At 56.4% G+C, this 1,652-nt stretch carries 1 pseudogene; it reads left to right on the top strand.

Going from position 1 to position 1,652, the window contains the following annotated elements:
* Positions 1–1,652 (top strand): annotated as a pseudogene (locus AO068_RS25135) (type VI secretion system Vgr family protein); the annotation flags it as partial.

Raw genomic sequence — 1,652 nt, forward strand, 5'->3', positions numbered from 1 at the left:
CATGACTTTCAAATCCTTTCATTTACCGGCCATGAGGCCATCAACAAGCCCTTCTGCTTTACGCTTGAGCTGGTCAGCGAGCGCATGTCGCTCGACCTTGAAGACCTGCTGAATCGTCCTGCATTTCTGCAGTTCGCGCCAGATACTGGCGGCATTCATGGCTTGATTGATCAGGTATCCCAAGGCGACTCCGGCACACGCCTCACGCACTACTCGATCACCCTGCGCCCGCATCTGGCCCGGCTCAGGCATCGCACCAATCAGCGTATTTTCCAGAATCGCACCGTGCGGCAGATCATTGCGCAGGTACTGAAAGAACATCACCTGCTGACCAATGACTACCGCTTCAAACTCGGCACCACATACGCCAAGCGGGAATACTGCGTGCAGTACAACGAGTCGGATCTGCATTTCGTCCAGAGACTGTGTGAAGAGGAAGGTCTGCACTATCACTTCGAACACAGCCCCACAGCGCACCAACTGGTGTTTGGCGATAACCAGATGGTGTTTCCTAAACTCGATTCGGTGATCTATCGCCGGGACAATGGCCTGGTTGCCGATAAGCCGGTCATAAAGCGTTTCAAGCTGCGCCTGGAAACCCGCGTCAACCGCACCACTCGACGCGATTACCACTTTGAAAAACCCCTTCTGAAGATGGAAGGTTCGGCGGATATCACTACGCAGCCTGATCTTGAGGACTATGACTACCCCGGCGGTTTCACCCACCGTGATCAGGGTCTGCAACGGGCGAATCGAGCCCTTGAACGCCACCGCCATGATTACCGGCTGGGCGAAGGTCAAAGCGATCAGCCTCGCTTGGTCAGCGGTCATTTTCTGCCATTGGATGGACACCCCAACGAGGACTGGAATGATCGGTGGTTGCTCACTGAGGTGCGTCACGAGGGTCGCCAGCCTCAGGTTCTTGAAGAGTCCGCACATAAAATCCAGAGCCCTGACAACTTTCAACAGGGCTATCGCAATACCTTTTTCGCTACTCCCTGGCAGGCCTTGTATCGCCCGCCTCTGCATCATCCCAAACCGAGAATATTCGGCAGTCAGACTGCAGTGGTTACTGGCCCGAAAGATCAGGAAATTCACTGCGACCGGCATGGCCGGGTCAAGGTGCAGTTTCATTGGGATCGTGAAGGCAGCGGCGATGACAAGAGCAGTTGCTGGGTGCGCGTGTCGTCCAGTTGGGCTGGTAATCGCTACGGTGGCATGACCATTCCGCGGGTCGGCATGGAAGTGCTGGTGACGTTTCTGGAGGGCGACCCTGACCAGCCATTGATCAGCGGTTGCCTGTACCACAATGGAAGTGCTGGTGACGTTTCTGGAGGGCGACCCTGACCAGCCATTGATCAGCGGTTGCCTGTACCACGCCGAACACATCCCGCCCTACGACTTGCCTGCGCATCAGACGCGCAGCGTGTTCAGAACCCTGAGCAGCCCCGGCGGCAATGGCTCCAACGAACTACGCATCGAAGACCGGGCTGGTCAGGAGCATATCTACATCCATGCACAGCGCGACTGGGACCAAAACATCGAGCACGAGCAGAAAATAAGAGTCGGTCATGAACGACACGACCGGGTCGAGGGCAACAGCTACAGCGAGTTCAAGGCTGAGGAGCATTGCACTGTCGATGGCAACCGGC

Source organism: Pseudomonas sp. ICMP 3272, from assembly GCF_001466905.1.
Classification (GTDB): domain Bacteria; phylum Pseudomonadota; class Gammaproteobacteria; order Pseudomonadales; family Pseudomonadaceae; genus Aquipseudomonas; species Aquipseudomonas amygdali.